Origin of the sequence: Pseudonocardia sp. ICBG1142 (assembly GCF_020496255.1) — a bacterium.
Classification (GTDB): domain Bacteria; phylum Actinomycetota; class Actinomycetes; order Mycobacteriales; family Pseudonocardiaceae; genus Pseudonocardia.
Genome location: NZ_JAHLJC010000031.1, coordinates 1,181,101 through 1,203,630 on the forward strand (window position 1 = coordinate 1,181,101; position 22,530 = coordinate 1,203,630).

Here is a 22,530-nt window from a genome sequence, read left to right on the forward strand (position 1 = left end):
CCGGCGGGTCAGCCGTACGCCGCCCGGAGCAGGTCCGAGCACTTCTCCCCGATCATCATCGTGGTGATGTTCGGGTTGACCACCGGCAGGAACGGCATCGCCGACGCGTCGGCGACCCGCAGACCCTGCACCCCGCGGACCCGCAGCTGCGGGTCCAGGACGGCGTCCGGGTCGCCGTCGGCACCCATCCGCGCGGTGCACGCCGGGTGGTACACGGTGTTGTGGGTCTTGGTGATGTAGTCGGCGAGCTCGTCGTCGGTGACAGCGTCCGGGCCCGGCGCCAGCTCGGCGGCGATCCACTCCTTCAGCTGCGGCTGCTCGGCGATGCGTCGGGCCAGCCGGATGCCCTCGGTCATCACCCGCATGTCGTGACCCTTGGGGTCGGTGAAGTAGCGCGGGTCGACCCGGGCCCGGTCGCGGAAGTCGCGGGTCCGCAGCCGCACGGTGCCCCGGGACCGGCCGCGGGTGACGTTCGGGGTGAGGCAGAACCCGTTGTCGGTGGTCGGGTAGCCCCAGCGCAGCGTGTTCATGTCGAACGGGACCGAGCCGTAGTGCATCATCAGGTCCGGCCGGTCCAGGGCCGGGTCGGTGCGGTGGAACAGCCCGATCTCCCACCACTGGGTGGACTCGGTGACCATCGGCTTCGCGGCGTCCCAGAAGACCAGGCCCTCCACGTGGTCGTCGAGGTTCGACCCGACGCCGGGCAGGTCCGAGCGGACCTCGATGCCGAACTCGCGCAGGTGCTCGCCCGGGCCGATGCCGGAGAGCATCAGCAGCTTCGGGGTGTCGATCGCCCCCGCGGAGAGGATCACCTCGCGGTCGGCGTGCACCGTCTCGCGGCCGGGGCCGATGCCGCGCTGGTACTCCACGCCGGTGGCGCGGGTGCCGTCGAACAGCACCTGCGACGCCCAGCAGTCGGTGCGCACCTCCAGGTTCGGACGCGAGTCCAGGATCGGGTGCAGGTAGGACACCGACGCCGAGGCGCGGGTGCCGTCGGGGAAGGAGTTGATCTGGAAGTACCCGGCGCCGTCGGTCACGGTGTGGCCCTCGTTGAACCGCACCGTCGGCATCCCGACCTGCGCGGCGGCGGCCAGCACGGCGTCGCCGCAGGGGTCCTTCGCGGGGATCTGCATGAGGTTGACCGGGCCGGAGCGGCCGTGGCCGTCCCAGTCGCCGTCGTTGGTCTCCAGGCGCCGGATCAGCGGCCAGCACTCCTCGGCGGACCAGCCGGTCAGGCCGGACGCGGCCCACTCGTCGAGGTCCTCCCGCGGGGTCCAGAAGGCGATGCAGGAGTTGTGCGAGCCGCAGCCGCCGAGCACCTTCGCGCGGGCGTGGCGCATGTGGGAGTTGCCGCGCTCCTGCGGCTCGACCGGGTAGTCCCAGTCGTAGCCGGAGTCGAGCAGCGCCATCCAGTCGGTGAGCCGCAGGATGTTCGGGTCACCGACGTCGGACGGCCCGGCCTCCAGCAGCAGCACCCGCACCGCGGGGTCCTCGGAGAGCCGCGCGGCGAGCGCGCAGCCCGCCGAGCCGCCACCCACCACGACGTAGTCGAACCGGTCGGTCATGCCGTCTCCCCCATGCCCTGCTCGATCTCCTTCGCCCGGTGCTCGGGCAGGCAGCCCAGCCCGTGACGGCCGCGCAGCCGGAACCAGGCCAGCCCGGCCAGCGCGACGACGCCGATGAACAGGAACGCGACGAACCGCAGCCACCCGGTGCCGTAGACCTCCTCGCGGGGCCAGGCCAGGTTGATCGCCATCGCCGCGCCCCACAGCACCGCCAGCACGTTGACCGGCAGGCCGAGGCGCCCCAGGGAGAAGTACCCCTTCTGGCCCTCGTCCGGCCACCGCCCGCGCAGCCGCCGCACCAGCATCGGCACCGTGACCAGCAGGTACGCGATGTAGATCATGATGATCGCCACACTGGTGACCGCGGTGAAGACCTCGGGCACGCCGACGTTCGCGACCAGGATGAGGATCGCGACCACGCCCACGACGATCGCCGGCACCACCGGCGTCTTGTGCTTCGGGTCGATCCGGGCCAGCACCGACCCCGCGGGCAGCGCGTTGTCCCGGGCCATCGCGAACATCAGCCGGATCGCCGCGGTGTGCACCGCGAGCAGGCAGACGATCACCGCGATGCTGATGGTGATCAGGAAGATCCGGCCGATCGTGCCGCCGGCGACCTCCAGCAGCACGAGCTGCCCGCCGCCGTCCTTGCTGCCCAGGCGCGGGTCGGCCAGGTCGGGTGCGGCCAGGATGATGCCGAGCAGGATCAGCCCGCCGAGCACGAACGAGGCGATCACCGCGCGCAGGATCGCCGCCGGGGCGGTGCGCCGCGGGTCGACCGTCTCCTCGCCGAGCGAGCTGGCGGTGTCGAAGCCGTACATGACGTAGGCCGAGGCGAGCGCCGCGACGAGGAACGTGCCGAAGTACCCGCCGCCGCCCGCGGCCGGGGCCGGGGTCTCGAACAGCACCGAGACGGGGTTGCGGATGCTCAGCAGCAGCGCCACGACGATGACGACGGCGGCGATCAGCTCGATGAACACCCCGGTGGAGTTGATCCGCGCCATCAGCTTCACCCCGACGGCATTGATCACCGTGGTGAGCACGATCAGGATCGCGCCGAGCAGCACGCCGTTGACGGCGGCGTCGCCCGCGTCGGAGGCGTCGCCGACGAGCTGGAAGCCCGACCAGATCTGCGGGAACGTGAGCTGCGCGGCCAGCGCGACCGCCGCCAGGGAGACCACCGAGGCGGTGAACATCATCCAGCCGGCGAGCCAGGACACGGTCGGCCCGGCCAGCTGCTTGGACCAGTTGTAGACCGACCCGGCGACCGGGTAGCGCCCGGCCAGCTCGGCGAACGACAGCGCCACCATGAACTGGCCGGCGAACACCATCGGCCAGGACCACCAGTAGGCCGCACCACCGGTGCCGAAGCCGAAGTAGAACAGCTGGAACGTGCCGGTCAGGATCGAGATGTAGCTGATCCCGGCCGCGAAGCTGGCGAACTTGCCGATGCTGCGGTCGAGGGTCTGGCTGTAGCCGAACTCGGCGAGCCCTCCCCCGTCGCCGTCCGCGTCCGGTGCGGGATCCCGCCGGGCGGGTTCGGGAACGGTCATCCTGGACCTCCTGGGCCGTTTCGTCGCGCCATCATGGCGGTATCAGCGGCCCGAGAACCATCCCTGGGGCTGCGGAGCCGTGTTGGTCCAGACGTGCTTGATCTCCTGGTACTCGGCCAGCCCGGTCGGTCCCAGCTCGCGGCCGTTGCCCGAGCGGCCCATGCCGCCCCACTCCGCGCCCGGGAAGTACGGGTGGAAGTCGTTGATCCAGACGGTCCCGTGGCGCAGGGCGGACGCCACCCGGTGGGCCCGGCCCATGTCGGCGGTGAACACCGCGCCGGCCAGGCCGTACTCGGTGTCGTTGCCGAGCCGGACGGCCTCCTCCTCGGTGCTGAACCGCTCCACGGTCAGCAGCGGGCCGAACGTCTCCTCGCGGATCAGCCGCGATCCCGGCGCCAGGTCGGTGATGACGGTCGGCAGGTAGAAGTAGCCCTTCGCCAGTTCCGGGTCGTCCGGACGGGCACCACCGCACCGGATGGTGGCGCCCTCGGCGCGTGCCGCGGCGACGAAGTCCTCGATCTTGGCCAGGTGCGCGGCGGAGACCAGCGGACCGACCTCGACACCGTCGGTGAGGCCGTTGCCGAGCCGGATCAGCTGCGCGCGGCGCACCACCTCGTCGACGACGGCGTCGGCGATCGAGTCCTCGATGATCAGCCGGGCGCCCGCCGAGCAGACCTGTCCGGAGTGCAGGAACACCGCGAGCATCACGTAGTCGACGGCGAGCTCGAAGTCGGTGTCGGCGAACACGATGTTCGGGTTCTTCCCGCCCAGCTCGACGGCGGTGCGCTTCACGGTCTCGGCCGACGCCCGGATGATCTTCTGGCCGGTGGACAGCCCGCCGGTGAAGCTGACCATGTCGACGTCGGCGTGCTCGGTGAGCGGGGCGCCCACCGAGGGGCCGTCGCCGAGCACGATGTTGACCACCCCGGCCGGGATCCCGACCTCCTCGCACAGCTCGACCAGCACGATCGAGGTGAGCGGGGTGACCTCGCTGGGCTTGATCACCATCGTGTTGCCGGCCGCGATCGCCGGGGCGACCTTCCAGGACAGCTGCAGCAGCGGGTAGTTCCACGGCGTGATCAGCGCGCACACGCCGACCGGCTCGTGCACGATCCGCGACACGACGGCCGGGTTGCCGGTGTCGACGATCCGGCCGGCGTCCTTGTCGGCGAGCCCGGCGTAGTAGCGGAAGACGGCGGTGACGTCGTCGACGTCCTGGCGGCCCTCGGCGATCGTCTTGCCGGTGTCGAGGGTCTCCAGCCGGGCGATCTTCTCCCGGTCCCGCACCAGCAGGTCGGCGATCCGGCCGAGGAGCGCCCCGCGCTCGCCGGTGGTGGTCCGCCGCCACGGCCCGTCGCCGAAGGCCCGGCGGGCGGCGGCGACCGCACGGTCGACGTCGTCGGGCCCGGCCTGGTCGACCTCGGTGACCGTCGAGGCGTCGTAGGGGTTGACCACCGGGGCGGTCCCGGCGGATCCGGTGGTCCAACTTCCGTCGATGTAGAGGCTCGGCACGGCGCGAGCTTTCACCGGAAACGGGTCGGTGTGCAAACCCGGGCCCGTCGTCCTCGCGCGGGAGATGGTCACGCTTTCCGGTCGCCCCGCGTGGCGACGTGCCGAATGCCGGGTTAGGGTTGCGCCATGGGCAACACGGTGCGCGGACGGGAGCCCGGGGTGCAGTCGGTCGACCGGGCCATCACCCTGCTCACCCTGCTGGCCGACCGGAGCGAGGCGGGGGTCAGCGAGCTCGCCGCCTCGCTCGACGTCCACAAGTCCACCGCCTTCCGGCTGCTCGGCGCGCTGGAGGAGCGCGGGCTGGTCGAGCAGATCGCCGACCGCGGCAAGTACCGCCTCGGGTTCGGGCTGATCCCGCTCGCCGGGCGCGTCGCCGAGCGCCTGGAGGTCACCACCCAGGGCCACCCGGTCTGCGAGACGCTCGCGGAGCGACTCGGCGAGACCGTCAACATCGCCATCCCCGACCGCGGGTGGGCGGTGAACGTCGACCAGGCCCGGGGCCCGTCGATGGTCACCACGTTCAACTGGCTCGGCCGGATCACCCCGATGCACAACACCTCCAGCGGCAAGGTGCTGCTGGCCTCGGTCGTGCTCGACGACCCGACGACGATGCCGGACACGGTGCCGGACGAGGGCCGCGAGGCGCTCGTCGAGGAGCTGCGCCGGGTCCGCCGACACGGGTACGCGTGGTCGCTGGAGGAGCTGGAGACCGGGCTCAACGCCGTGGCGGCACCGGTGCTGGACCACGGCGGCGCGGTGGTGGCCGCCCTGTCGGTGTCCGGTCCCGCCTACCGGCTCCCGGCCGAGCGGATCGAGCGGATCACCCCGGAGGTCGTCGCCGCGGGGCGGGAGATCAGCCGTCGCATGGGTTTCTGGCGCGACCGCTGAGCCACGGGTCTACGGCCGAGCCGCCGGCCTACGGCTGAGCCGCGGGCCTACGGCGGTGGGGCCGGTGCGGACCCCTGCAGGCGTTCCAGCACCGGGGGCAGAATGCGTTCCAGCTCGTCGCCGTGCCGCTCGAACTCGCGCCGCAGGAACGGCGCCGCCAGCTTCAGCAGCCCCTTGAGCCGCACCCGGGCGTGGAAGCTGACGACGCTGCCCCCACCCTCGGCGGGCTCGACGACGATCTCCTCCGTCGCGCTGACCGCCGGGTTCTCCGCGACGAACACGACCCGGCCCGCCGTCAGCTCCCGCAGCGTGTGGTCGAGCTCGCTCTCCCGCCCGCCCCACACCGCCACCGTGCGCCAGGCTGCGCCGACCGCAATCGGGCCGCCGCCGTCGGAACGGGTGCTGGAACGCACGGTCGGGTCCCAGATCTCGCTGTTCCCGTGGTCGGACAGGTACCGGAACACCGTCTCGGCAGGGGTGCGCACCGTCATCACCCGCTGGACGCCGACCACGACGCTCCTCTCCCCGGCCGGAGCCGACCGGGCCCCGGCCCGCTGCTCCGACCGGCGCAGATGGTCTCACGGCGACCGGTCATGATCGAGAGCACCCACACCGGATTCCACCGAACGCCCGTGCCGGGGCCGCGCGGCACGCACACTCCTGTCCGACGCGGGCGGGCCGGGCGGGCCCGCCACCGACGACGGAGGTGCCGCGGTGCACGACCGAGACCGACCGGGGACCCGGTGGACGAGCGGGCGGCCCGTGCCCGGCCCACACCCGTCGTCGGGCGGGGTGGTGCGTTCGGACCCGGACGGCCTCGACGCCGCCGCCGCGGCGCTCGACCACATCGCCGACGATCTCGCCGACGACACGGCGCTCGTGGGCCCGGCCGCGCCGGTGCCGGGTTTCGCGGCCGGGACGGCGGCCACGGCCTGGGAGGACGCGATGGCGCGGGCCACCCGGGAGCACGCGGAGCACACCGCGTCGACGGCGTCGGCACTGCGCGCGGCCGCCACCTCCTGGCGCGCCGCCGACGACGACGCCGCGACGGCGTTCGCCGGGCGCGCCTCGTGAGCACCGGGCCCGCCCTGCGCGACCTCGTGACCGCCGACCCCGGTGCGTGGCTGCGTCGCGCCGGTACCTGGGACGGGTTGTCCCGGGCCCTGTCCGAGCGCGCCGCCGAGCTGGAACGCTCCGCACCGCGGTCGTGGACGGGGGCCGACGCCGACGCGGCCGCGCTCGACCGCGCCGAGCAGGTCCGCCGGCTGCGTGACGACGCGGGCACCGCGACCCGGGCCGCGCAGGTGCTGGGCACCCACGCCGGCGAGGTCCTCGACGCCCAGCGCCGGCTCGTGCTCGCCGCGCTGGCGGTGCACCCGCAGTTCGTCGTCGACCTCGAACGCGGCACGCTGTCCGCCGGCGTCGGCGCGCACTGGCTCGGGGTGTGGCAGCTGCCCGCGATGGTCGCCCGCTTCGGGGCGGACCTGGCCCGCCTGTCCACCGCGGTGGCCGACGCCGTCGGTGCCGCGGCCCGGTCCGACCACGCCACGGCCGCCGCGCTCGATGCGCTCCGCCCGGCCCCCGCGGCGGCCCCCCGCCCGGTCGCGCCCGCCGCGGCGCCACCCCCCGGTGCGGGCGCCGGCGCCGTGCGGTCCTGGTGGACGGGGCTGCCCGAGGTGCGACGGGAGCAGCTGCTGCACACCCGGCCCGACCTCGTCGGTGGGCTGGACGGCGTGCCGGTGGCCGACCGGGACCGGGCGAACCAGGTCCTGCTCGACGCCGAGCTGTCCCGGCTCCTGTCCCGGGCGGCGCTGCTCGACCGGGCCGGGGACACCGCGGGCGCGGACCGCGCCCGGCGCGCGTCGGCCGGTCTGGAGGCGACCCGCCGACGCCTCGACGCCGGTGACGCGTACCTGCTCCGGCTGGAGCGCGGGAGCACCGGCGGGCGGCTCGTGCTCGCCGTCGGCGACCCGGAACACGCCGCGCACGTGCTCACCCACGTCCCGGGGACGACCGCGGGCTGGGACGGGGTGCCCGGCGACCTGGCCCGGGTCGAGGCGACCCGTGCCGCCGCACGGGCGGCCGCGCCGGACGCCACCGTCGCCGCGGTGCTGTGGACCGGCTACGACGCGCCACCCGACCTGGTCGCGGCGGCGGACCCGGGGGCCGCCCGCGCCGCAGCGGGAGACCTGCGCTCCTTCCAGGACGGTCTGCGGGCCGGGCACGCGGGCCCGGTGCACCTGACCGTCGTCGGGCACTCCTACGGCTCGACGGTGGCCGGGAACGCCGCCCGGGGCGGCGGCCTGGCCGCCGACGACGTGGTGTTCGTCGGCAGCCCCGGGACCGGCGCGGGACACGCCTCCGAGCTCGGCACCGCACCCGGGCACGTCTGGGCGACGACCGCGCGGCACGACCCGATCGACCGGGTGCCCGGGGTCGAGGGCTTCGCGACCTCGCGCGGGTTCGCCCCCACCGGGCTCCTGCACGGCCCGAACCCGGCGGCACCGGGGTTCGGCGCCCGGGTGTTCGACTCGGCCCCCGGTTCGGCGCTCCCGAGCACCGACGACCCGGCCACCCCGAACGACGAGTCCGCGTTCGCCGCCGCGCACGGCGGCTACTGGGATCCCGGCTCGCCGAGCCTGCGCACGCTCGGCCGGATCGTCGCCGGAGCGCCCGTTCCTTTGTGACGCTCCGTCACCTTCGACCTGCGTTGCGAGACGACCGCACGTCCGGCCGGCCGAACGACCAGCCGCTCAATGAACCAGTGATGGGGCAGGTCACACGTAGTCGTCAGACCGACCGCGACTAGCCTGTCCCGGACGCGGCCACGGGCAGTAGCATTCGGGCGTGACCGAGACCGAGAGCAGACCGGCACGGCGCACCGGCCGCCCGCCACTGACCGACCGCGCGACACTGCTGGCCGCTGCGCGCGAGCTCGGCTTCTCCGACCTGACGGTCGGCGCGGTGACCGCGCGGGTCGGGGTGAAGTACTCCACGTTCTACCGCCACTTCCCCAGCCTGGAGGCGCTCGTCGCCGCCCTGGTGGACGACGTGGTGACCGACGGCGTGTTCCCCGCGACCGACGAGGGCCGTTGGCAGGAGCAGATGCTGGCGTTCGCGGCGGCGACGTTCGACGTGATGGCCGAGCACCCGGGCCTCGCGCCCGCGATGGTGCGGCTGCCGGAGTCCCCCGAGGCGTTGCTGTCGGCGTTCCGGCGGCTGACCGACCGGCTGCTGGAGTCGGGCTTCACCGCGGAGGACGCGGTGCTGGGCGCCTCGACCGCCTTCCAGATAGGCATGCAGCCGTGGCTGGCGGCCAACCCCCTCGGCATCGGGGACGCGCGCCGTCGCGACCAGGTGCTGGAGTCGGCCGAGCCGTTCGACGCCCAGGTCCGCTCGGTCTTCCGGGACCGGATCGACGACCCGCCGCGCAGCTGGACCCTGAGCCGCGTCGAGCTGGTCATCGCCGGGCTGGAGACCCGCCTGGCGTCCTGACCCCCGACACGACGACGCCCGGGGTGCTTCGCGTGAGCACCCCGGGCGGCGGCGTCGGATCAGGCGGTCAGGTGGGAACGACCTGGTCCGCCTGCGGACCCTTCTGACCCTGGGTGACCTCGAAGGTCACGGTCTGCCCCTCGTCGAGGCTGCGGTATCCGGAGGACTGGATCGCGCTGAAGTGGACGAACAGGTCCTGCCCGCCTCCGTCCGGCGTGATGAACCCGTACCCCTTCTCCGCGTTGAACCACTTGACGGTTCCCTGTGGCATCCGGATGTCTCCTCGCGTCTTGCCGGTTCCTACGGGGTGGACATTAGCCGTACCGGACCCCGCTGTGCTACAGGCGACGTGCTATCGGGTACTGGCGCGTCGTGTCGGACGTCCCGTTCGCCCGGTTCTCCGGGCCGGCACCGGCTCACCGGCGCGGGATCAGCCCGCCCGCGTAGAGCGCCCACGCCACCAGCAGCGGCTGCCCGGCCAGCCGCGCGGCCCGCTTGGCGTCGGTGTCGAGGCCGAACCCGTCGACACGGTTGCGGTACTGGGAGACGTTGCCCGGGAAGATCGCGGTGAAGAACACCGCGGCCAGGCCGCCGACCCGGCGGCGCTCCTTCGGGAGGCCGGCCAGCGCGGCGCCGAGCGCGATCTCGGCGGCCCCGGAGAGCAGCACGACGTCGTCGGTGTCCATCGGGACCCACGGCGGGACCTGGGCACGGAACTCGCGGCGGGCGAAGGTGAGGTGCGAGGTCCCGGCGAACACCAGCATCGCGCCGAGCGCGAGGCGGGCGAGGTCCTGCCGGGTGCGGGTCGCCGTCGTACGCGTCATGGTCCGACCGTGCCACGGCGCGGGCGGCCGGGCGCGCCGGACCGCACCGCCGGGTGACCCGTCAGGGACGCCCGCGCAGCTCGATCCCGGCCGGGCTGGTCGCCCCCGCCAGCCCGCAGACCAGGTCGAGCTCGGCGACGACGTTCTGCAGCACCTGCGCGACGCCGCGGGCGCCGTCCAGGGCGAGCCCGTGCACGAACGGGCGCCCCAGCAGCACGGCGCGGGCGCCGAGCCGGACCGCGGTCGCGACGTCGGCCCCGGTCCGCACCCCGGAGTCGAGCAGCACCGGCAGCGCATCGCCGACCGCGTCGACGACACCGGGCAGCGCGTCCAGCGAGGCGACCGCGTGGTCGATCTGGCGGCCGCCGTGGTTGGACACGACGACCCCGTCCACACCGGCGTCGGCGGCGCGGCGGGCGTCGTCGGGGTGCAGGACCCCCTTGAGCAGGATCGGCAGCCGGGTCCGCGAGCGCAGGGTTGCCAGGTCCTCCCAGGACAGCCGCGGTCGCGAGTAGACCCGCAGGAAGGTCTCCACGGCCGCCCGCGGGACGGGCGAGCGCAGGTTGTCCCGGAACCGTCCGGGGGCGTTGCGGGTGATCTCGAGCAGGGTCCGCACGGCCTGCGGGGTGACCTTCGGCGGCGCCCCGGCCGACGGCGCGGCGAGGGTCTCCTCCACCAGGCGGCGGAACACCGGGTCGGAGGTGTACTGGGCGATCCCGATGCCCCGGGCGAAGGGCAGGTGCCCCAGGTCGAGGTCGCGGGGGCGCCAGCCCAGCATCGTGGTGTCGAGGGTGACGACGACGGCGTCGCAGCCGGCGGACTCGGCGCGGCGCAGGAAGCTGTCGACGAGCTCGTCGGAGGTGGACCAGTACAGCTGGAACCAGGTGGGGCCGCCGACCGCGGCGATCTCCTCCATCGGCGCCCCGGCCTGGTTGGAGATCACCATCGGGATCCCGGCGGCCGCGGCTCCGCGGGCGACGGCGAGGTCGGCGCCGCGCCGGACCAGGTCCAGTGCCCCGATCGGGGCGAGCAGCAGCGGCGCGGGCAGCGTGCGGCCGAACAGCTCGACGGTCAGGTTGCGCTCGCCGACGTCGCGCAGCACCCGCGGCACGATCTCCCGACGGGCGAACGCCGCCCGGTTCGCGCGCATCGTGGTCTCGGCGCCCGCGCCGCCGGTGACGTAGGCGTCGGCGCGCCGGCTCATGGCCCGCCGCGCGCGGCGCTCCAGCTCGTCGGGGCCGGTCGGGACCCGGGGACGGGCGCCGGAGACGCCGTCGCGGTAGATGCGGTCCTGCCGAGCCCGGCCCGGTGCCGTCATGGCGCCCTCCCCCGTCGTCGCGCGGGTGAGCCTACGGCCCGCGCCGACCGCCCCGGACGGACGCCGGACCGGGCCGCGTCCGGGGTCGGGTGCGGTGCGACGGTCAGTGCGGGTCGGCCGCGTTCAGCCGGGCGACGACGTCGGCGTACTCGCCGCGGGCCTCCGCACGGCGCAACGGCAGCACCCGCTCGACGAGGACCTCCCCGGCCGGGGTCGGGGCCTCGAGCAGCGTGAGGACCTCGGCGACGAAGTCGTCGAGCGGCATCGCGATCGGGCTGTCCTGCTGGCCGGGCAGCAGTTCGGTCGCCACCGAGGGCGGCACGATCTCGAGGAGCTCGACGGTCGTGTCGGCGAGCTGCAGGCGCAGCGACTCGGTGAGCATGTGCACCGCGGCCTTGGTGGCGTTGTAGCTGGGCGTCGCGGCGAGCGGGACGAACGCCAGCCCCGACGACACGGTGACCACCGACGCGACCGGCCGTCCCCGCAGGTGCTCCACGAGCGCGCCGATCAGCCGGATCGGGCCGAGCAGGTTGGTGGTGACGACCTGCTCGGCCGAGGCCAGGAACCCCTCGGGGGTGTGCCAGTCCTCGACCCGCATGATCCCGGCCATCGCGACGAGCACGTCGAGGTCGGGGTGCCGGTCGAGGACCTCGGCGACGGCCTTCGTGATGCTCGCCGGGTCGGCGGTGTCGATCTCGACGGCGTCGAGGCCGGGGTGGGCGGCGACGAGCTCGTCGAGCAGGTCGCGGCGCCGACCGCCGAGGACCACGGTGTTGCCGCGCCCGCGCAGCGCCAGGGCCAGTGCGAGTCCGATGCCGCTCGTCGAGCCGGGGATGAAGACGGTGCGTCCGGTGATCTGCATGTCCCCACCGTCGCCGCGCGGCGGACGGGGGCGGCAGAGACCGGTCATCGGGGGATCACCGGTCCCTGGTTGCCCGGCGGGTGCCCGCGGATACTCGGTGACGTGGACCGTGCAGCCCTGGCCGACTTCCTGCGCCGGCACCGCGCCCGCCTCCGTCCCGGTGACGTCGGGCTCCCCGACGGTGCCCGCCGGCGCACGGCGGGGCTGCGCCGTGAGGAGGTCGCGACGCTCGCGGTCATGTCGACCGACTACTACACGCGGCTGGAGCAGCAGCGCGGGCCGCAGCCCAGCGACCAGATGCTGGCGTCGCTGGCCCGGGCGCTGCGGCTGGGCACCGAGGAGCGCGACTACCTGTTCCGGTGCGCGGGCCGGAACGCGCCGGCGTCGGGCCCGGTGTCCGAGCACGTGGCCCCCGCGCTGCTGCGGGTGCTGGACCGGCTGCACGACAGCCCGGCGCTGATCCTGACCGTGCTCGGCGAGACGCTCGTGCAGAACGAGATGGCCCGGGCGCTGTTCGGCGACCACACCCACCACGCCGGGCTCGCCCGCAGCGAGGTCTTCCGCTGGTTCACCGACCCGGACGCCCGGCGCATGTACCCGCCCGACGACCGCCCCCGCCAGAGCCGCGCGCAGGTCGCGACGCTGCGGGCGGCACTGGCGATGCTCGGGCCCCGGTCGCGGGCCGGCGAGCTGGTGGGGGTGCTGTCGGAGCGCAGCCCCGAGTTCGCCGCCCTGTGGGAGCTGCACGAGGTCGGACGCCGGTTCGCCGACCACAAGACGCTGCTGCACCCGGAGCTCGGCGAGCTGGAGGTGGACTGCCAGGCGCTGTTCACCGAGGACCGGTCCCAGGCGCTGCTGGTACTCACCGCGGCGCCGCGCAGCGAGACCGAACGGCGCCTGGAGCTGCTCCGGGTGATCGGCAGCGAGCAGTTCAGCGCGGGCTGATCACCCGGCGCCGGTCACGGGTGCAGGCGCACCGGGAGCGCCGTGAGCGAGTGGATCAGCGTGCTCTGCCGGTGCTGCCCGGGGGCGCCGGCGAGCGTCATGTCCGGGAACCGCGCGAGCAGCGTCCGGAACGCGACGTCGGCCTCCAGGCGGGCCAGCGGTGCGCCGAGGCAGTGGTGGATGCCGTAGCCGAACGCGAGGTGCCCGGAGGTGTCGCGGCCGGGGTCGAACCGCTGCGGGTCCGGGTAGCGCTCGGGGTCGCGGTTGGCCCCGATCAGCGAGACGAGCACGACCTCGCCGGCCGGGATCGTCACCCCGGAGTACTCGACGGGCTCGTCGGTGAAGCGGATCGTGGCGAGGTTGACCGGGCCGTCGTACCGGAGGAACTCCTCGACCGCCTGCGGCACCCGGTCGGGGTCGGCACGCAGCCGGACGTGCTGGTCGGGGTCGCGCAGCAGTGCCAGCACACCGTTGCCGATGAGGTTGACCGTGGTCTCGTGCCCGGCGACCAGCAGCAGGAACGCCATCGCGGTGACCTCGGTGGGGCTGAGCGAGTCGCCGTCCTCCGAGGCACGGACGATCTCGGACAGCATGTCGTCGCCGGGGTGGGCGGACTTCTCGGCGACGAGCGCGGACAGGAACTGCGCCATCGACGCGGCGGCCGCGCCACGCTCCTCGTCGGGTCCGCTGGAGAGCAGTAGGTTCGACCAGTGCCGGAAGTCGTCGCGGCGGTCCCCCGGGACACCGAGGATCTCCGAGATGACGGTCATGGGCAGTGGGAAGGCGAAGTGGTCCAGCAGGTCGAGCTCGGGGCCCGCCTGCTCGGCGGCGTCGGCGAGCTCGGTGGCGATCTGCTCGATCCGCGGCCGCAGCCGGGCGATCGCCCGGACGGTGAACGCCCGTCCGACGAGCTTGCGCAGCCGGGTGTGGTCCGGCGGGTCGGCGTTGAGCATGTGCGCGACGAGGGAGCCGGCGAACTGGCGGATCGAGGTCGCGCCGTGGCGCTGCAGCACCTCCGGCAGCCGGCGGGAGTCCTTCTGCAGCCGCGGGTCGTTGAGCGCGGCACGGGCGTCGGCGTAGCGGGTGATCATCCAGAAGGTCAGCCCGTTCGGCCCGGTCGCGCGGACGACCGGGCTCTCGTCGCGCAACCGGCGGTAGAGCTCGTCGGGATCGTCGAAGAAGTCCTGGTCCAGCCGTGCCGGCCGGGTGTCGTGGTCGATCGTCATCGTCCGCTCCTCGCACTGGGTGTCCTCGACACTCGCCAGGATTGCACTCATCGTGCAAAAATGCACGCGTGATGAAACGGACGGAGCGACCGTCGGCCCGCGAGCGGAACCGGCGGTCCATCCTGGACGCCGCGCAGGCCGTGCTGCGCGAGAACCCGGACGCCTCGCTGGACGAGGTCGCGGCCCGCGCCGGGGTCGTGCGGCGCACCCTCTACGGCCACTTCACCAGCCGTCACGACCTCGTGGTCGCACTCGTCCGGGCGGCGTCGGCGGACTTCGTCGAGAAGGTCGGCGAGGTCGACCCCGATGCGGCCGACCCGGCCGTCGAGCTCGCGGCCACCCTCCTGCGCACCTGGAGCACGTCGCGGCGCTACGGCCCGGTCATCGCGCTGGCCCGCCGGACCGCCGACGACGAGCTCCGCGCCGCGATGGGCCCGTTCCACACGATCATGGTCCGGCTGCTGGAGAACGGGCAGCGATCCGGTGTGTTCTCCCGGCATGCCGCGGCCCCGGTACTGGCCGAGGTACTGCAGGCCGGGTCCCTGGCCTACATGCGCGCCGCACAGGAGGGGCGGTGGGACGGCGACGAGACCGACGTCGCCCTCGGGCACCTGCTGACCCTCGGGATGCCGGAGGCCGACGCGCGGGCCGCGGTCGCGCGAGCCACGTCTTGACCTGAAGCACCGTTCAGGTCCTAGCGTCGCCGCCATGTTCACCGACGAGGAGATCGCCTACCTGCACAGCCAGTTGATCGGGCGGCTCGCCACCGCCCAGCCGGACGGGACGCTGCAGGCCAGCCCGGTGGGTTTCGGTGTCAACACGACGCTGGGCACCATCGACGTCGGCGGCCACGGGATGGAGCACAGCCGCAAGTTCCGCAACGTCGCCGCGAACGGCCAGGTCGCCTTCGTCGTCGACGACGTTCTGTCGACCGACCCGTGGCGGGTGCGGTTCGTCGAGATCCGGGGACGGGGCGAGGCGCTGACCGACCCAGCGGACTCCGCGGGGCAGTCGACGGGGTCGAGCGCGATCATCCGGATCCACCCGACGCGGATCCTCACCCTCGCGCTGTCGCCCGAGGAGCAGCAGGTGGATTCGCACGAGGCGGGGATCCGGGCGCGCGACGTGGGGTGAGGGCCGCTGCGGCATCGCGTCGATCCCACTGCGGCGGGATGCGCGCGGTGTGGTCGGGGACCGTGCCGTACACCGCCTCCCCACATGGGCACACCGATCAGGTGCGGGGTCAGGAGACCCGACCCCGACCGGCCAGGACCGGTGCGCGCGGCGTCATCGTGCGGTCACATTCCCCACCTGGGTACCGCCGACGAGGATGACGTGCGGAGTACCACGCGACGCCGACTCGCCCACCCTGTCGCGGACGGTTCCGACCGCCGTGCGCACGCCCGTGATGTCCACGGTCGCCCCCGGCGGCAGCCGAACGTCGATGTTCCCGATGACGATGTCCACGTCGATGACGACCTCACCGGTGACGAAGCGCGCGCGACGCATGTCGAGGCGAGCGTTGCCGAACCAGGAGCGCACGACCACGCGCGGCGGTACCAGCCATTCGCCGGCACGCCGGAGGTCGCCCGCGGTGTTCGCCAGTTCGAGCAGATCACGTGTGGGCACGGCGTCCTGGGCCCCCGGGAGATCCAGGACGACGCTGTTCAGATCCGCTCGGGTCACCGCGGTGGACCCAGCGGCCAGCCGGTCGGCCAGCTCTGCCCCGTCGAGCCGACCTTCGAGGTGGTGCCGGTTGAGCAAGGCCGCCACATGGTCCCGCTCCGCGTACGAGACACGGAGGTCCCGAGCTGGGACGACGGCGTCGGAACTCTCGTACGAGGTCATGCACTCGACCATAGGCACCGTCGTCGGTGAACGACTCGGGGTCTTCCCGGAGCTCGGTTCAGGGGCCACCCGAGGACGGTCTCGACATCAACATCGACACCGACACCGCCGTGGCGTTGCCTCCCGCTCCGGCATCGGGAGTCGGCTGCCGCTTCCCCGGCCGGAGCGCACCGGGAGGTGCAACTGCCACCCTGACGGGCATGGCATTCCTCCAACTCACCACGATCATCGTGGACGTCTACGACGAGGCGATCGACTTCTTCACCCACGCGCTGGGATTCGAGTTGGTCGAGGACTCCCCCGCTCAGAGCAACGACGGCCGGCCCAAGCGGTGGGTCGTCGTCCGCCCGCCGGACGCGGAGACAGGGATTCTTCTCGCCCGCGCAGACGGAGAACGCCAGGTCTCCGCGATCGGCGACCAGCATGCCGGCCGGGTCGGCTTCTTCCTCCAGGTCGAGGACTTCGAGAGCCGATACGCACACATGCGTGACGCCGGGGTCGAGTTCCTCACTGATCCGCGCACCGAGTCCTATGGGCGCTTCGTGGTGTTCCGCGACATCGCCGGCAATCGCTGGGACCTGATCGAGCCCGTGGGCCCGGCCTGATCTGGCGCATCATCCGTCGAACCAGCGGTGGCGACGGGCTCGCCCGACGGCCGGCGGGGCGCGCTTCATCAGATCGTCGTGGGCACGGGTGGTCATCTGGATAGGCCCCGTGCGAGGAAGAGGGAGCGACGTCCGGTCGCCGGGCTCGACCGACGCGTCTGCCGGGGCCTGATTCGGGATCGTCACCGACCGGCGCATGACGAAGACATAGCTTGAGCCAAGGGGGTCCCTTCGATGCAGGGAACAGATGTCGAGCTGGCTATCGACGCCGTACGAGCTGGCATGGACGTGATCCAAAGGACGCCGGGTGGGCAGCTCCGACGCATTCAAAAGAGTGCGGTCGACTTCGCGACCGCTGCGGACCTCGATGCGGAACGCGCGATTCGATCGGTACTCCGGGTGCGTCGACCAGGTGATGCATGCACCGGAGAGGAACTCGGCGAGTCCGGTGGAGCAAGCTCGCGCATGTGGTTGGTGGACCCGCTCTGCGGGACCCGCAACTTCGCCTCCGGCGCCGGGGACTACGGCCTCAACGTCGCGCTCTGTATCGACGGCACTCCCACCGTGTCGGCGGTAGGCGACCCGCGGCGCGAACTCATCCACTGGACCGACGGGGTAACCACAGGGACGCGGAGCGAGGCCGGCGACCAGCTCCTGTGTCCGAGTGCTCAGAACCGAATCATCGAACTCAATGAGGCTTATTCAGGCCCCGTGAAATAACGATCTAGCCCGGCGTGTCGGGTTGGGCGACAGCCCGTCCATCGCGAATATTGGTTTGCCGAATCAATCCGAGATGAACGGGCTGCCGCAGTATGTACTATACCACTGGTTTCCGGCGTGATGAAATTCAGGATCTTGTCGCTATAGTGTATGAGCAGGATCAGCGGGACGCGACGGAGGCACGTTTGTCTTGGCCGCCGGTTCTGGGGTTGTTCTGGTCGGTGGTGATCACGTTGGCGTATCTGCGCGGGAATCGTGTGCAGTGGGAGTTGGCGGAAACCTATGGGGTGTCGCAGTCGACGGTTAGTCGAGCGATCACGGGGGTGACACCGTTGCTGGCACAGGCGCTGCGGAGTGTCGTTCCGACGGCAGAGGAGCTTCGTGCCGATCGGCAGTACATCATCGATGGAACCTTGCTGCCCTGCTGGTCATGGGCCGCGGTGCCGGGTCTGTGGTCGGGCAAGCATCGCACCACCGGCGTCGTCGTCCAGGTCGCAGCCACCCTGGAAGGGCAGCTGTCGTGGATCTCCGACCCGACCCCAGGCTCCCGACACGACCTATATTGCCTCGACCAATCCGGCGCCCTCGACCACCTCGCCACATACCCCCCGATCGGCGATAAAGGATACATCGGGCGCGGCATGCTCACCCCGTTCAAAAAACCACCCGGCCGGGAACTTCTCAACTGGCAAAAAACATTCAACAAGAGCCTCAACCACACACGCGCCACCATCGAACGAGTCATCGCCCATATCAAAACGTGGAAAGTTCTCCACACAGACTACCGGCGGCCCTACGCCACATTTAAAACGACAATCTCGGCAGTCATCGGACTCATCTTCTACACACTTACCTGACGGAGCCTGAATAAGCCTCAATGCAGATGGGCCGTGGGACGTCGTGACCTCGTCGCTCCTGGGCGACCGCGGGCTACGAGAGTGGATGACCCCGAGAGTCAGCGCCACATCCTTGGCTTTGGCGTGGGTGGCTGCCGGGCACAGAGCCGCATATGTCAACGACGACGACCTTCGCGGAAGCGTGCATTTCGCTGCCGGCATCGCTCTCTGTACGGGAGCCGGATGCATCGTCACCGACCTGAGAGGAGACGCTGTCGACTCCGGGCACGGACTCGTCATCGCAGCAGACCACGACGTGCACAGTGAGTTGCTGCAGCGCATCAGCGACCTGAGTCCCTGATTCAGGAGCCGCGCCATCATGGCCGTTCTGATATCGGACTCGTGGGCGCACGCGCGGTGACCCGCATGACGGGATGGTCGTGGGTGGCCGCCGGCGACGGTCGCAAGCCGAGCGATACCGCACTCTCCTTGCACGGCCGTCACCCGTGGACGATTCCTCTTTTGCTCTCTGGCTGGTGCGTGTCCGGGAGAGGTTTGGTCCAGGTGATGCAGTAGCGCCACATGGGCAGCAGGCGCCAACGACATCCGGGAAGGGCGGATCGGGCTGCGCGACGAACCTCGGAATAGGTGTGCGGCGATGGCCAGACCATGGGGGCTGTGTGCTCCCAGAAGCCGTACCGGCGACGCAGCACGGCGTGCTGCACGGCTCCGATGCCGTGGAGCACGACCTCGATCGGCTGGGAGGTCCTCGCCAGACCGACCACGACGACTCGACCGCCCGGCGACGTGAGATCAGCGCATCGCCGTAGTGCTTGGACTGGATCGGGCAGGTGATGCAGTGTGGCCATCGAAGCCACGACATCGAACGAGTCGGCTGGGAACGCGTAGCTCAGAATGTCGCCGTGGACCCACTCGACCATCGGGCCCGAGTTGCACAGGTTTAGTGCCCCGGGGCGTTGATGGCGGGTAGCCGGTTGAGGATGGCGCGGGCCTGGTCGGTGATCTGCGGCGCTGCAGTGATCGGGTGACCGCCGACGTCGACGCGGATGGTGCGTAGCGGACGCAGGGTCCTGATCAGTGTCTTGATGGTCACTCCGGTGGCGTCCTGTAGGTGCTGCGAGACTGCGAGGGCGGCGAAGACGACGGTGAGGTGGGCTTCGATGGTGTCGCGTTCGCGGTGGAAGACCGGCCGGGCGCGTAGGTCGGATTTGGTCATGCGGAAGCTGGCCTCGACCTGCCACAGGTCGTGGTAGGCGGCCACGATCGCGAGTCCACCCATGGTGGCCTCTGGCAGGTTGGTGACGTAGCCCTTCAAACCCGCGAGCTGGCGGGCGCGTTCGACCAGGGCCCAGTCGACCTCGGTTCCGCTGTTGGCGATGCGCACGAAGCGGTCCTTCTTCAACGGCCGGGTGCCGGCGGCGACCTTCTCGGCGCGGTCGACCATGGCGTTGATCGCCCGGTCGTCGTGTTTGTGCCGGGCGAACCGGTACTGGTAGACGGTCCGGCGCGAGCGTTTCGCCTTACCCGTCCCTATGTCGCGGCGTGACTCGAGGATCTGGCCATCGTCGAAGGCGTTGCCGTGGCGTTCGAAGTGCATGGCCAGGTCGTAGGGCGCCTTGCTGATCCTCGACCCAACGATGAACGAGAACTCGTTGTCCTCCAACGCGTTTAGGTTGCTCGCGGACAACATCCCGGCGTCCGCGACGACGACCATGTCCCTGACCTGGTGCCGCTTACGGAACTCGTCGAGCACCGGGAGCAGGGTGGTGGTCTCGGCCTTGTTCCCTTCGAAGCAGCGGACCTCGAGTGGAAACCCGGACGGGTCCACGAGCAGCCCGACCTGGATCTGCGGGTCGACCCGGCGTTCCTTGCTCATCCCGACCTTGCGCAGCTTGTCCTCGTTCTCGACCTCGAAGTGCAGCGTGGTCACGTCGTAGAGCACCAGCGACACCGGACCCGACCGGCGCGAGGCCGCAGCACAGGCGGCGGCGAGGGCGGCTCGGTAGTCCTTGTCCACGCAGCGGCGCAACGCCGCGGTGAAGGTGTTGCGGTGCGGCGCGGCCACGCCGAGCTCGTCGAGGACCCCTACTGCGGCGGACTTGCTGGTGGGCTCGACGATTCGCGCGAGCACGAGTGCCCGGAACGCCTCGTCTGCGAGCTGGTCGAAGCCGAGGCGACGGTAGGCCTCGATCAGGACGTTCCACAGGACCTCGCTCGACGACTCGGTCACGATCGCCCCACCTGCACCCCCAGCGGCCGGGGTGTCCAGGTCCAGCGCCTGTTGGCTTGCATGGATGCGGTCTCGTGCTGAGGCGATCAGGACTGCGAGCTCGGCGTCATCGTGCGCGGAGCCGACGTGGGCGACGATCCGGCGGACGCCGTGGCGCTTCTCCACGACCTGCACCGCTGTCGCCCCGGAGGCCGTCTTCACCTTCCGGACGAACGGCACTACCCGAGACTACCGATTAGTGCCCCAGATCCCGATCAAGCAGCCAGCTGACCAGCACCGACGGCTCACGACCCCTGACTACCTGTGCAACTCGGGTCGGGGCCTCGCTCCGTGCCGAGCGGAGAACTGTCGGGTCCAGGTCGATCGCTACGACCTGGGGAACCCTGTGCACCAGGTCCGCTGCGAGGAGGCCGTTGCCGGTGCCGACGTCGAGAGCTGTCTGGGCGCCACGTGGCACCGCATCCAGGACCAGCCGGTGGTAGTGGATGTTGTGGTTCCACCGCCTCGCCGAGCTGCCTGACACAGCACCACCTTGCCAAGCGGCTCAAGCAATCCACGACAATCGGCACATCGACGGGCTGAACCACGCCGGATCTCGCCTCGTCTGCCGTCGCATGGGCGGGCTGCGCGATCCGTCCAACACTCAGGACGCAGGACTTCTCCTTCGGTCGCAAGATGGCCGCGACCGAAGCGACGGAGGTCCTGGAGGTCTCAGAAGGACGTCGCCCCCCGGAGCCCATCGATGAGGGCTTCCCAGGGGATCTTGAGTCACTGCCTGGATCAAGTCATTGACCTCGGAAAATGCTCCTCTGATTGGACTCGAACCGATACCGCCCGATCCAGGATCAAGACCCGCGGTCAGTAGTCATGTGTGCTCGAAACCGGCGATGAACTGCCACAACGCCGTCGGCACGGATACGGGTGATTGTGGCTCGTTGCCACTCTCGACGGTGGGTCGCGGGAGGTAGACGGCGCCCTCAGCCGAGCAGGTCCAGGAACTCCGAAGCGCTGAGTCCGGCCTGCCGCAGAACGGAGCCGAGAGTGCCCCGGACGATCTCGCGGTGCAGCGGGACGATCACGACTCTGCCGTCAGGGTGGCGGAGCTTCGCATGGCTGCCCTTGGTCGAGCGATGCTCGAAGCCCGCTGATTCGAGCGCCTGGACGACCTGCTTGCCGGAGACCTGAGGAAGGGCTGGGCTCACGCCGGGATGCGGATCTCGATCGGAGTCACGAGCGGGTGCTCGAAGGAAGCCGGCACCTCGTCGTCCTCGAAGTACAGCTCCAACGCCTCACGGAGGTTGGCCAGCGCCTCGTCGACCGTCTCCCCCTGGCTGGCGACCTCGATCTCCAGACAGCGGGCGACGTACCACTCGCCGTCCTTCGCGACGGCGGCGGTCAAGGTGCGAGCGGTGTCCATGTGCCGAGTCTACGGCCCGAGGTGAGTGAGGTCGGCCCTTGCGGAGGACGAGCCCACGCACTCCAGGTCGACCGTTCATCAAGAGTGACGATCGAGGACGGAGGGCGGTAATGAGACAGCAAAGCCTGCCGACAGGCGGAGTGATCGCCTCACATCACGGAGTAGTCATGCGTGCCGCGTCCGTCGTCGTCCTCCTCGCCTTGCTCCTGCTCGCGGGATGCAGCGCCGAGCCCCCCTCGAGCACCGGGAGCCCCGCTACCACTGCGTCAGCAGCGCCGGTCACAACCAAGCCAACCCCGACCGCTCCACCCTCGGCGAGCATCGGTCAGACAGTGAGCAACCGTGGCATCACCTTGACCGTGACCGACGCCCGCGCAGTCGACTCAATCCAGATGAACGAGTCCAGTTTCCGACCGGGCTCGGGCTACGAGCAGTACACGAAGACGACGCCACAGGCAGGCGGCCGATTCGTCTCTGTCACCGCGCACGTCGTCAACAACGCCAAAGTGGGCCTCGACCTCACCTGCAGCCTGCCGATCAACACCAAGCTCGTCGACTCGCAACAACGAGGCTTATTCAGGCCCCGTGAAATAACGATCTAGCCCGGCGTGTCGGGTTGGGCGACAGCCCGTCCATCGCGAATATTGGTTTGCCGAATCAATCCG

27 protein-coding genes are annotated in these 22,530 nt (G+C 71.4%); 12 read left to right on the plus strand and 15 right to left on the minus strand.

Translation table 11 applies throughout. The features are described from left to right. Positions 1 to 8: 8 nt before the first annotated feature. Genes KPL59_RS29675 through KPL59_RS29685 form a run of 3 tightly spaced genes read right to left on the minus strand, consistent with a single transcriptional unit; the run spans position 9 to position 4,630 of the window. Positions 9 to 1,565, minus strand: coding sequence for a GMC family oxidoreductase (locus KPL59_RS29675; RefSeq protein WP_226362735.1), 1,557 nt, complete (start codon positions 1,563 to 1,565; stop codon positions 9 to 11). Then, the gene (locus KPL59_RS29680; protein WP_226362736.1) at positions 1,562 to 3,118 is read right to left on the minus strand and encodes an APC family permease; all 1,557 of its coding nucleotides are present in this window, start codon (positions 3,116 to 3,118) and stop codon (positions 1,562 to 1,564) included. Before KPL59_RS29680 ends, KPL59_RS29675 begins: the two co-directional genes overlap by 4 nt. Positions 3,119 to 3,160: 42 nt before the next feature. Then, positions 3,161 to 4,630 (minus strand): aldehyde dehydrogenase family protein, encoded by a 1,470-nt coding sequence (locus KPL59_RS29685; RefSeq protein ID WP_226362737.1) that lies wholly within the window; start codon positions 4,628 to 4,630, stop codon positions 3,161 to 3,163. Between the two features lie 126 nt (positions 4,631 to 4,756). On the opposite strand from KPL59_RS29685, the gene KPL59_RS29690 reads away from it, so the two are divergent. After that, complete coding sequence (locus tag KPL59_RS29690) at positions 4,757 to 5,518, plus strand: IclR family transcriptional regulator (protein WP_226362738.1); 762 nt, start codon at positions 4,757 to 4,759, stop codon at positions 5,516 to 5,518. A 47-nt stretch (positions 5,519 to 5,565) separates the two neighbouring features. Here the strand turns inward: KPL59_RS29690 and KPL59_RS29695 are convergent, their stop codons facing one another. Beyond that, entirely contained in the window at positions 5,566 to 6,030 is a 465-nt protein-coding gene (locus KPL59_RS29695; protein ID WP_226362739.1) for an SRPBCC family protein, read from the minus strand. Positions 6,031 to 6,280: 250 nt separating this feature from the next. Between KPL59_RS29695 and KPL59_RS29700 the strand changes: the two genes are divergently transcribed. The 3 genes from KPL59_RS29700 (at position 6,281) to KPL59_RS29710 (ending at position 9,013) form a co-directional block, all read left to right on the plus strand. Further along, positions 6,281 to 6,592 (plus strand): hypothetical protein, encoded by a 312-nt coding sequence (locus KPL59_RS29700; protein WP_226362740.1) that lies wholly within the window; start codon positions 6,281 to 6,283, stop codon positions 6,590 to 6,592. Further along, a complete protein-coding gene (locus KPL59_RS29705) occupies positions 6,589 to 8,205 on the plus strand; it encodes an alpha/beta hydrolase (protein ID WP_226362741.1) in 1,617 nt (538 codons plus the stop codon). Before KPL59_RS29700 ends, KPL59_RS29705 begins: the two co-directional genes overlap by 4 nt. A gap of 160 nt (positions 8,206 to 8,365) precedes the next feature. Further along, positions 8,366 to 9,013, plus strand: coding sequence for a TetR/AcrR family transcriptional regulator (locus KPL59_RS29710; RefSeq protein ID WP_226362742.1), 648 nt, complete (start codon positions 8,366 to 8,368; stop codon positions 9,011 to 9,013). 67 nt (positions 9,014 to 9,080) lie between these two features. Here the strand turns inward: KPL59_RS29710 and KPL59_RS29715 are convergent, their stop codons facing one another. The 4 genes from KPL59_RS29715 to KPL59_RS29730 form a co-directional block, all read right to left on the minus strand. Further along, positions 9,081 to 9,284 (minus strand): cold-shock protein, encoded by a 204-nt coding sequence (locus KPL59_RS29715; protein WP_020624259.1) that lies wholly within the window; start codon positions 9,282 to 9,284, stop codon positions 9,081 to 9,083. Positions 9,285 to 9,429: 145 nt separating this feature from the next. After that, positions 9,430 to 9,837 (minus strand): hypothetical protein, encoded by a 408-nt coding sequence (locus tag KPL59_RS29720; RefSeq protein ID WP_226362743.1) that lies wholly within the window; start codon positions 9,835 to 9,837, stop codon positions 9,430 to 9,432. A gap of 61 nt (positions 9,838 to 9,898) precedes the next feature. After that, positions 9,899 to 11,155, minus strand: a complete 1,257-nt coding sequence (locus KPL59_RS29725; protein WP_226362744.1) for an alpha-hydroxy-acid oxidizing protein — start codon at positions 11,153 to 11,155, stop codon at positions 9,899 to 9,901. 103 nt (positions 11,156 to 11,258) lie between these two features. Beyond that, positions 11,259 to 12,017: an SDR family oxidoreductase gene (locus KPL59_RS29730; RefSeq protein WP_226362745.1), complete on the minus strand. Its 759-nt coding sequence runs from the start codon at positions 12,015 to 12,017 to the stop codon at positions 11,259 to 11,261. A gap of 102 nt (positions 12,018 to 12,119) precedes the next feature. Here KPL59_RS29730 and KPL59_RS29735 point away from each other — a divergent pair, with 102 nt between their 5' ends. Next, positions 12,120 to 12,962 carry a helix-turn-helix transcriptional regulator gene (locus KPL59_RS29735; RefSeq protein WP_075311435.1) on the plus strand — a complete coding sequence of 281 codons (843 nt, stop codon included), beginning with the start codon at positions 12,120 to 12,122 and terminating at the stop codon, positions 12,960 to 12,962. Positions 12,963 to 12,976: 14 nt separating this feature from the next. On the opposite strand, the gene KPL59_RS29740 is transcribed toward KPL59_RS29735, so the two are convergent. Then, positions 12,977 to 14,188, minus strand: coding sequence for a cytochrome P450 (locus tag KPL59_RS29740; RefSeq protein WP_226362863.1), 1,212 nt, complete (start codon positions 14,186 to 14,188; stop codon positions 12,977 to 12,979). 71 nt (positions 14,189 to 14,259) lie between these two features. On the opposite strand from KPL59_RS29740, the gene KPL59_RS29745 reads away from it, so the two are divergent. Together KPL59_RS29745 and KPL59_RS29750 are read left to right on the plus strand one after the other, a co-directional pair. Then, positions 14,260 to 14,862, plus strand: coding sequence for a TetR/AcrR family transcriptional regulator (locus tag KPL59_RS29745; RefSeq protein ID WP_226362746.1), 603 nt, complete (start codon positions 14,260 to 14,262; stop codon positions 14,860 to 14,862). Positions 14,863 to 14,896: 34 nt separating this feature from the next. Continuing rightward, a complete protein-coding gene (locus KPL59_RS29750; RefSeq protein ID WP_226350867.1) occupies positions 14,897 to 15,322 on the plus strand; it encodes a PPOX class F420-dependent oxidoreductase in 426 nt (141 codons plus the stop codon). 153 nt (positions 15,323 to 15,475) lie between these two features. On the opposite strand, the gene KPL59_RS29755 is transcribed toward KPL59_RS29750, so the two are convergent. Continuing rightward, positions 15,476 to 16,036 carry a DUF1707 domain-containing protein gene (locus KPL59_RS29755; RefSeq protein WP_226350866.1) on the minus strand — a complete coding sequence of 187 codons (561 nt, stop codon included), beginning with the start codon at positions 16,034 to 16,036 and terminating at the stop codon, positions 15,476 to 15,478. Between the two features lie 26 nt (positions 16,037 to 16,062). Here KPL59_RS29755 and KPL59_RS29760 point away from each other — a divergent pair, with 26 nt between their 5' ends. From KPL59_RS29760 to KPL59_RS29775, 4 genes are all read left to right on the plus strand, one after another. Continuing rightward, the gene (locus KPL59_RS29760; protein ID WP_308187977.1) at positions 16,063 to 16,641 is read left to right on the plus strand and encodes a VOC family protein; all 579 of its coding nucleotides are present in this window, start codon (positions 16,063 to 16,065) and stop codon (positions 16,639 to 16,641) included. 234 nt (positions 16,642 to 16,875) lie between these two features. Next, entirely contained in the window at positions 16,876 to 17,361 is a 486-nt protein-coding gene (locus KPL59_RS29765; RefSeq protein WP_226362747.1) for an inositol monophosphatase family protein, read from the plus strand. Positions 17,362 to 17,453: 92 nt separating this feature from the next. Beyond that, positions 17,454 to 18,218, plus strand: coding sequence for a transposase (locus tag KPL59_RS29770; RefSeq protein WP_226359656.1), 765 nt, complete (start codon positions 17,454 to 17,456; stop codon positions 18,216 to 18,218). An 85-nt stretch (positions 18,219 to 18,303) separates the two neighbouring features. Next, complete coding sequence (locus tag KPL59_RS29775) at positions 18,304 to 18,558, plus strand: inositol monophosphatase family protein (protein ID WP_226362865.1); 255 nt, start codon at positions 18,304 to 18,306, stop codon at positions 18,556 to 18,558. Between the two features lie 139 nt (positions 18,559 to 18,697). On the opposite strand, the gene KPL59_RS37860 is transcribed toward KPL59_RS29775, so the two are convergent. From KPL59_RS37860 to KPL59_RS29800, 5 genes are all read right to left on the minus strand, one after another. Continuing rightward, entirely contained in the window at positions 18,698 to 19,138 is a 441-nt protein-coding gene (locus tag KPL59_RS37860; RefSeq protein ID WP_226362748.1) for a class I SAM-dependent methyltransferase, read from the minus strand. A 20-nt stretch (positions 19,139 to 19,158) separates the two neighbouring features. After that, entirely contained in the window at positions 19,159 to 20,667 is a 1,509-nt protein-coding gene (locus tag KPL59_RS29785) for an IS1634 family transposase (protein WP_226359888.1), read from the minus strand. A gap of 16 nt (positions 20,668 to 20,683) precedes the next feature. Next, positions 20,684 to 20,971, minus strand: coding sequence for a methyltransferase domain-containing protein (locus KPL59_RS37865; protein ID WP_226362749.1), 288 nt, complete (start codon positions 20,969 to 20,971; stop codon positions 20,684 to 20,686). 454 nt (positions 20,972 to 21,425) lie between these two features. After that, positions 21,426 to 21,650, minus strand: a complete 225-nt coding sequence (locus tag KPL59_RS29795) for a type II toxin-antitoxin system HicA family toxin (RefSeq protein WP_075311421.1) — start codon at positions 21,648 to 21,650, stop codon at positions 21,426 to 21,428. Continuing rightward, the gene (locus KPL59_RS29800) at positions 21,647 to 21,865 is read right to left on the minus strand and encodes a type II toxin-antitoxin system HicB family antitoxin (RefSeq protein WP_020625202.1); all 219 of its coding nucleotides are present in this window, start codon (positions 21,863 to 21,865) and stop codon (positions 21,647 to 21,649) included. The genes KPL59_RS29795 and KPL59_RS29800 overlap by 4 nt, the downstream gene beginning before the upstream one ends. A 359-nt stretch (positions 21,866 to 22,224) precedes the next feature. Between KPL59_RS29800 and KPL59_RS29805 the strand changes: the two genes are divergently transcribed. Next, a complete protein-coding gene (locus tag KPL59_RS29805; RefSeq protein ID WP_226362750.1) occupies positions 22,225 to 22,467 on the plus strand; it encodes a hypothetical protein in 243 nt (80 codons plus the stop codon). Positions 22,468 to 22,530: the final 63 nt, after the last annotated feature.